The organism is Rhodopila globiformis, assembly GCF_002937115.1.
Classification (GTDB): domain Bacteria; phylum Pseudomonadota; class Alphaproteobacteria; order Acetobacterales; family Acetobacteraceae; genus Rhodopila; species Rhodopila globiformis.
Genome location: NZ_NHRY01000003.1, coordinates 1 through 6660, shown reverse-complemented (window position 1 = coordinate 6660; position 6660 = coordinate 1). Strand labels below are relative to the sequence as shown.

Annotated in this window: 6 protein-coding genes; all 6 read right to left on the bottom strand. The window is 61.6% G+C overall.

Annotated elements, in window-relative coordinates; all coding sequences use genetic code 11:
- Positions 1-172: 172 nt before the first annotated feature.
- Positions 173-700: a hypothetical protein gene (locus tag CCS01_RS32450; RefSeq protein WP_146101496.1), complete on the bottom strand. Its 528-nt coding sequence runs from the start codon at positions 698-700 to the stop codon at positions 173-175.
- 111 nt (positions 701-811) lie between these two features.
- The gene (locus CCS01_RS00055) at positions 812-1861 is read right to left on the bottom strand and encodes a hypothetical protein (RefSeq protein WP_104516810.1); all 1050 of its coding nucleotides are present in this window, start codon (positions 1859-1861) and stop codon (positions 812-814) included.
- Complete coding sequence (locus CCS01_RS00050; RefSeq protein WP_204848081.1) at positions 1858-2370, bottom strand: c-type cytochrome; 513 nt, start codon at positions 2368-2370, stop codon at positions 1858-1860. The genes CCS01_RS00055 and CCS01_RS00050 overlap by 4 nt, the downstream gene beginning before the upstream one ends.
- Positions 2371-2387: 17 nt before the next feature.
- Entirely contained in the window at positions 2388-2933 is a 546-nt protein-coding gene (locus CCS01_RS00045) for a DUF3341 domain-containing protein (RefSeq protein WP_104516808.1), read from the bottom strand.
- Positions 2926-4296 (bottom strand): NrfD/PsrC family molybdoenzyme membrane anchor subunit, encoded by a 1371-nt coding sequence (gene nrfD, locus CCS01_RS00040; protein WP_104516807.1) that lies wholly within the window; start codon positions 4294-4296, stop codon positions 2926-2928. Before nrfD ends, CCS01_RS00045 begins: the two co-directional genes overlap by 8 nt.
- A 2-nt stretch (positions 4297-4298) precedes the next feature.
- Positions 4299-6660: 4Fe-4S dicluster domain-containing protein (locus CCS01_RS00035; RefSeq protein WP_204848080.1), on the bottom strand; the 2362-nt coding region annotated here is incomplete at its 5' end.

The window sequence follows — 6660 nt, the reverse complement described above, 5'->3', positions numbered from 1 at the left end:
TCCCATTTGGTGTGATTTAGGCTCTCGAATTCGTCCATTGATGGAACTCCATCAGCGTGTGCTTTGGCGGCTCACGCTCCAGAGTTTCATTGATGGGCGAACCGGGGCCTACCCCCGCAAATGTCAAACTGCTGCTGCCTCCCCGGCAGAGCCGGGGGAACTCCCGGTTACGTTAGGGTGACGCATCCAACGATTTGCCCACACTCAGGGCCATTGCTCGATCGATTGGAATCCGCGCGAGGCTGTGGTCCGCGCTGATCCAGCCATAGCTTGTCAGCAGACGCGTTTCACGCGATTGAACCCGGGCAAGGTCGGCGAACGGATTCCGTTGCAAGTGCGGTGCCGGTGGCACGACGCGGGCGGTCTCTGCCGGCGTCAGGCGAGACATCGTTTCGTGCCGGCTGATATCGAACCGCCATGTCATCCAGAAGACAATTCCGACGACAATGGCCGTGGTTGCCGCCATGCCCGCAAGAATCAGCGAAACGTCAATGGTGTCGATATCTTCCGTTTCATGGCCGGCGTTGAGCGCTTCGGTGCTTGGGGGTGTACCCGGCGAGCCTCGCCCGCTGGTTTTGCTTATCTCTCCCCGAAACAGCGCTGCGATGCCAGCGACCACGCCGGTTAAGACCAGCAGACGCCATAGGCTGAATCCGTGCCGTTGCCGCTTCGTGTTACCTTGCGCCATTTCGTCAGGCATGGCGGCCCACACTGGATGGGGTTACGCAACGTACGGATAGCCCCGACTGCCCAGGTGCCATGGCTGGGCATGGGAACGACAAGCCTGCCGTCCATAGCACCGATTTCATGCTCATGGGGCAACCTCCTTTGCCGGTTTGGGCAGCGGGCCAATCAGCAGGCAGATGCCTAGCATCACGCCGCCGATGCCCGCGAGCGCCAGCACATCCATGCCGGTAATAGTGAAGTGGTGCCGCAACGACGGCGTAATCAGCCAGAGCATTCCGAGCGCCTGGGTGCAGACCACCAGCACCGCGGCAGCAATCAGTCCTGCCGGCCGGCGCCGCAGGCGGGACGACAATATCGAAACCGGCACAACAACGCCGACGGCTAACGCCATCCAAACAGCGATCCGGCTGCCAAGGTCCGAGCGGTGCAAATACCAGGCAATATCGGATGCCTTGTCCCCCGACCAGATCACCAGGAACTGGATGAACTGGGCAAACAGCCAGATTCCAACGGCACTGATCAGCATCAGGCCGGCGGCATCCGGCGCGAGCAGCCGCCATGTCCTGCCGCTGAGCAGAATCGCGGCACTGACGGCGATGCTGACCTGCGCTGCAACCAGTAGCAGGCCGAACTCGGCCGAGAACCAGTTCGGCTCCACCGTCATCGCCCAGTCCACCGAGGCGAGCGTGGCGCTCAACGCGTAAGCGCACAGGCCGGCGGCGGCAAAGCCGCGGCGGCGCCCGACAGCCTCGGCCCTCGGCGGCCAGCGGAACAGCACGGCCAGGAGTGTCCAGAGCCCGACATAGATAATACTGCGCCCGATGAACCAGCCATGGTTCATCCAGGCACGGCCGAACGGAGTCGAGAAGCCGTGGCCGTTGGCCCAGCCGAACAAGGTTGCCGGCAGCACCAGCACCGGAATCATCAGCACGGCCGCAACAGGCGTGAGAATCAGCAGGCGGCGCAACGCCGGTTCCAGCGGCAATCCCGCGCCGGGACCGACCAGGTCGATCAACATCACCACCGGCAGCGCGCCGAAGGGTAACGACGACCAGAACAGCCAGTCGGCGAGATAAGAGGGTGTGGTCGGCATGCCGCTATGCAGCGCGAGGAACAGGGCCAGCCCCAGCAGCAGAACGCCAACCATCAGCAGGACCATGGCCACCCACTTCATGGGTTACTCTCCTGCAGATGCTGCTTGTCGTTGTCTGATAGCTCGGCGACCTGGGCATGCTGACTGCGCTGCAACGCACGGATATACCCTGTAATCGCCCAGCGGTCCGCGGGCGCAACCCGATCGGCATAGCTGTACATAACGCCGTGCCCGTGGGTAATCACGTTATAGAAATGCCGCGCCTTGGCCTTGATCAGGCGGTCGTTGAACAGCGGCGGCGGCTTGGGAAAGCCGCGTTGCACGATCATGCCTTCCCCATCGCCCGACTGCCCGTGGCAGGGGACGCAGTTGATGTTGTACTGCCGCCGGCCGCGCGCCAGCATGGCCGCCGTGATCTCCGGCGGCTGGGGAACGGGTGCGTCCGCCGGATTGCGGGCAACGGTCCCGGGCACCGGGTGCTGCATCGTCATCCGTCCGGGAAAGGGAAAGAACTTGCCCCAGCCGACGGCTTTCTCTTGCGAATACATGTCTTCCTGACGGCACGTCGCCAGTGCCAGCAGCAGGAGCATGGATAGGGATCGCCGGTTCATCGTTCCACGCGCTGGATGCGAAGGGGACGCACCGGCAATTCGGCAAGGGCATGCTCAACCGCCTCGGCGTCGAAATCGCTTGTGCGCGCCTCCACAACCAGGAACAGACGGTCCGTGGTGACGCCCTGAATCCCATCGATGTTGAAGACGGGATGATTGAGCCTGGGCAACCGGTCGAGGAACAGCATGACGACAAACAGAACGACTGCGCCTGTCAGCATGGCCGCCGCCACACTGGGAATAACGTAGTAGGGCCAACTGAGCAGCGGCCGGCCGCCGACAATGATTGGGTATGCAACGACTGTCGCAATGACGATCATGCCGAAACAACCAAAGCCACCCAACAGCACCCCGGCCACGGCGGCCACACCGAGAGACCGGCCACTGGTTCCCAGCGCCGCATCCATGCCGCTGATCGGAAGCGGCGACAGTGCGTCCAACAGGCCAATGCCACGGCTGCGCAGGCTGGATACAGCGGCCAGCAAACCGTCCGGTTCGGCAAACTCGGCGGCGATGCCGTAGAATTCGGATTCCTCAGACATTCTGCTCGGCCTTCTGCTGATGGGCCAGCAGCCGGGTTTCAATGATCGACACGACCGGGACGTAACGCAGCACGAGTAGCATCAAGGAACTGAACAGGCCGATCGTGCCCAGCCAGGTGGTCACCGCCCAGAAACTGGTAGTGTAGAAAGCCTGCGAAGATGGCAGGAAGTCGCGGTGCTGCGTCGTGACAAGGGTCATGAAGTGGTCGCCCCACATGCCCGCCATCATCAGGATGCCGAGCAGGAACAGCATCAGGGCGCTGCAGCGCACCGCGCGGAACCACAACAGATGCACCGGCAGCAACGCAGCGCCTACGATCAGCCAGAAGCTTCCCGCGTAGAGGCCGGTGAAACGACGCATCATCACCGATCGGTCGTAGCTGTCGCCGCCGAGTGCCGTGAAGAAGAAATCGACGAGGTAACAGTAGGTGGACAGAAGTCCCGCTGCAAGAATCAGCCGCCCGATCACGTCGAGATGCTCCCGTGTGATCAGCGACTCAACCGGATAGAGATAGCGCACGATCGAAACGACGACCGCTATCAATCCCAGGCCTGACAGGACCGCATTGACGATGAAGAAGGCCGGCAGCAGCGTGTCGTGCCACCCTGGCTCGACAGTGCCGGCATACATCACCGCGGCGCCGCACTGGGTACAAATTGCCTGTATGACGCCAAAGACCGCGAGCGTGCGGTAAGTTCGGTTCCAGCGGCTCCAGTGCCTGGCGGAACCGCGCCAGCCCAGGGCGGCCACGCCGTAGATCCGGCGTTTCAGCACCCCGGCGGGGCGGTCGCGCAGCGTGGCAAGATCCGGGATCATGCCGACATACCAGAACAGCAAGGCAACGACTAGGAAGCTGATGATATCAAATGCATCCCAAACCAACGGACTGCGGAACTGCGGCCAGAGCAGCAGACTGTTCGGGTAGGGCAGGTTCCAGTAGAAGAACCAAGGCCGGCCGAGATGAACGATGGGATAGATGCCGGCCGCCGCGGCGGACAGCAGCGCGACCGACTCGGCGACACGGTTCAATGCGCCGCGCCAGTGCTGCCGTAGCAGCAACAGAAGCCCGGATATGATCAATGCGCCGCAGGCGTTGCCCATCCACCAGTCGTAGTTGGTGATGTCCAGCGCCCATCCGACGGGGATATTGTTGCCCCAGACTCCGATCCCCCAGTAGAACAGCCATCCCAGCGCAATGACCAGCCACGATGCCATCAGGGCGCTGATGCCGAAAGCGATCACCCATCGCGTGCGCGACGGATGCCCGAAGGTGAGGCCGGCAATTTCGTTGCCAATGGCCGCATCTTCATACGGTGTCGCCAGGTAGTTGGCGTGGCTCTGTCGGATTGCCTGGTCGGACATTGTCAGGCTTTCTCTGCCGGAGGCGCGAACGCGGCGAGGTATGTGGTGCGTGGACGGGTGTTCAGTTCGCCCAGCAACGCATAATTCCGTGGATTCTGCCGCGCCTTCGCGACGGCACTGTCCTTGTGGTTCAGGTCGCCGAAAGTGATCGCCTGCGTCGGGCAGGCTGCCGCACAGGCGGTCACTACCTCACCGTCACGGATTGGCCGGTCTTCCTTATCTGCGGCAATTCGTCCGGCTACGATACGTTGTACGCAGTAGGTGCACTTTTCCATGACGCCGCGAGCTCGAACCGTTACGGCCGGATTGCGTTGGGCTTCCACGATCGGCGGCGCCTCGCTGTAGTGCAGGTAATTGAAATGGCGTACCTTATATGGACAATACGCGTTGCAGGCGCGCGTGCCCACACAACGGTTATAGACCATCAGATTGAGGCCCTCGTGATCGTGCAGCGTCGCCTCGACCGGACAGGCAAGTTCGCACGGCGCTGTTTCGCAATGCATGCACGGCACCGGCATGAATCGCGTGTCGGGATCTTGATCCGGGCCGGAGTAATAGCGGTCCACGCGCAGCCAGTGCATGTCGCGGCCGGCGAGGAACTCATCCTTTCCGGCCACTGGCACGTTGTTTTCAGCCTGGCAGGCCACGACGCATGCGTTGCACCCGATACAGGCGTCGAGGTCGATCACCATGCCCCACGCGCGGCCATCGGAGGGATCCCTCCTGTACAGGGTTGGCTGCGTAAATGCTGTGTTGTCGCCGGCGGGTTTGCCGCCGATTTCTTGCAGCCGCACGTAGTCGTGACCTTCCTGATAGTCAATTTGCTGCGCAGTAGCAACGGTGTAGTTGTTCTTGCTGTGGACCAGCCGGATCCCGGACAGATGCCATGGCGCGTCGAGGCGGCGTAGCGCATAGGCATTGTAACCAATCCCGGCGCCGACGGTGCCGACGCTGTTTCGGCCGTACCCAAGTTGCAGCATGATGGTGTTATCGTTCTGCCCCGGCACAACCCAGATCGGTCCTTCAATCCACTGTGTCCCGGCGGCCACCACGATACCGTCGCCATTCCTGAGCTTCTGGTCGGCGGCGAGCTTTGGCGAAACGGCAATGATATTTTGCCAGACGGTCTTAAACATTGGTTTCGGCAATTCCTGCAGCCACGCATTGTTCGCGAAACTACCGTCCCAAATGGTCGCATCAGGCCTGATCACGACCTCGAGCCCGCTTGCCTCGATCGCCGGCGGCGGGTCTGTAACCGGGGTCGGCTGCACATTCCGGGTTGGGAATGTTGTGTCCGCTACGAAACCCATCTGCAAGGCCTGACGCCATGCTGCCTGGAAGTCGTCCTTTGGCATCTGTCCGCGCCAGAAGCTCCGCAGCAACTCATAGCCGGGCCGTGGCGTTGGTTCGGACAGTACCGACAGGATTTCCATTACGGAACGTGTATCGTAGAGCCGTTGGATTGTCGGCTGAATCAGGGTTGCCGTCCCATCCGGCGCCCGCGCATCACCCCAGGTTTCCAGCGGGTGGGAAAGCGGCAAATGCCAGTCGCACAGGGTCGCGGTTTCATCCCAGTGAAGTCCAGCATGAAGCTTTAAATCAATTTTTGTAAGCAGCGTGCCGAAGTCCACGTCCGCCGGTGCGCTGTATACCGGATTGGTATCCAGCATGACCAGCGTCGTTACGTTACCGCCATGCATCGCTTCGATCAGATTCGTGAACGGTTCCGCTTGTCCCAGAACGGGATCTGTGTGGAGGATGGTGTTTCCGATGTTGCCGATCGCGGCGTTGATGCGATGCACCGTCGCATGGAGTTCGGCGCTTTGATGCGTGCCGGTCAGCACAATGCTGCGGCCGCGGGCCGCACCTAGTGCAGCCGCAATGTCGCCCCGCCATTTTCCTGCCGGGCCGAAGCCGGTCGGCGTTCCACCGTTCAGTTGCATTAACAACGATTGTGCCAGCGGCAGAAGGTCTCGTTGCGCGACAGGCATATGGTAATCAGCCTTGGCATAGGTCAGGCTGGGAACAGGTGCGACGGCATGCATAGCCAGCAACCTGTCCTGATGTGCCAGTTTACGGCGGGCGTCGTACCAGGCCCGCGAGACGCCAGCCTGTTGCGGTCCGGAATCGAGAAAGTCGCCATCCAGAGACACAATGATTTCGGCCTGATCAAAGTTCCAGCGCGTTTCTAACGTAACCGGGAGTTCCCCCGGCTCTGCCGGGGAGGCAGCAGCAGTTTGACATTTGCGGGGGTAGGCCCCGGTTCGCCCATCAATGAAACTCTGGAGCGTGAGCCGCCAAAGCACACGCTGATGGAGTTCCATCAATGGACGAATTCGAGAGCCTAAATCACACCAAATGGGA

Excerpts from the sequence above, each read along its gene's own strand:
- CCS01_RS32450 (WP_146101496.1), bottom strand. The coding sequence starts at position 700 with ATGCCTGACGAAATGGCGCAAGGTAACACGAAGCGGCAACGGCACGGA.
- CCS01_RS00055 (WP_104516810.1), bottom strand. The coding sequence starts at position 1,861 with ATGAAGTGGGTGGCCATGGTCCTGCTGATGGTTGGCGTTCTGCTGCTG.
- CCS01_RS00050 (WP_204848081.1), bottom strand. The coding sequence starts at position 2,370 with ATGCTCCTGCTGCTGGCACTGGCGACGTGCCGTCAGGAAGACATGTAT.
- CCS01_RS00045 (WP_104516808.1), bottom strand. The coding sequence starts at position 2,933 with ATGTCTGAGGAATCCGAATTCTACGGCATCGCCGCCGAGTTTGCCGAA.
- nrfD (WP_104516807.1), bottom strand. The coding sequence starts at position 4,296 with ATGTCCGACCAGGCAATCCGACAGAGCCACGCCAACTACCTGGCGACA.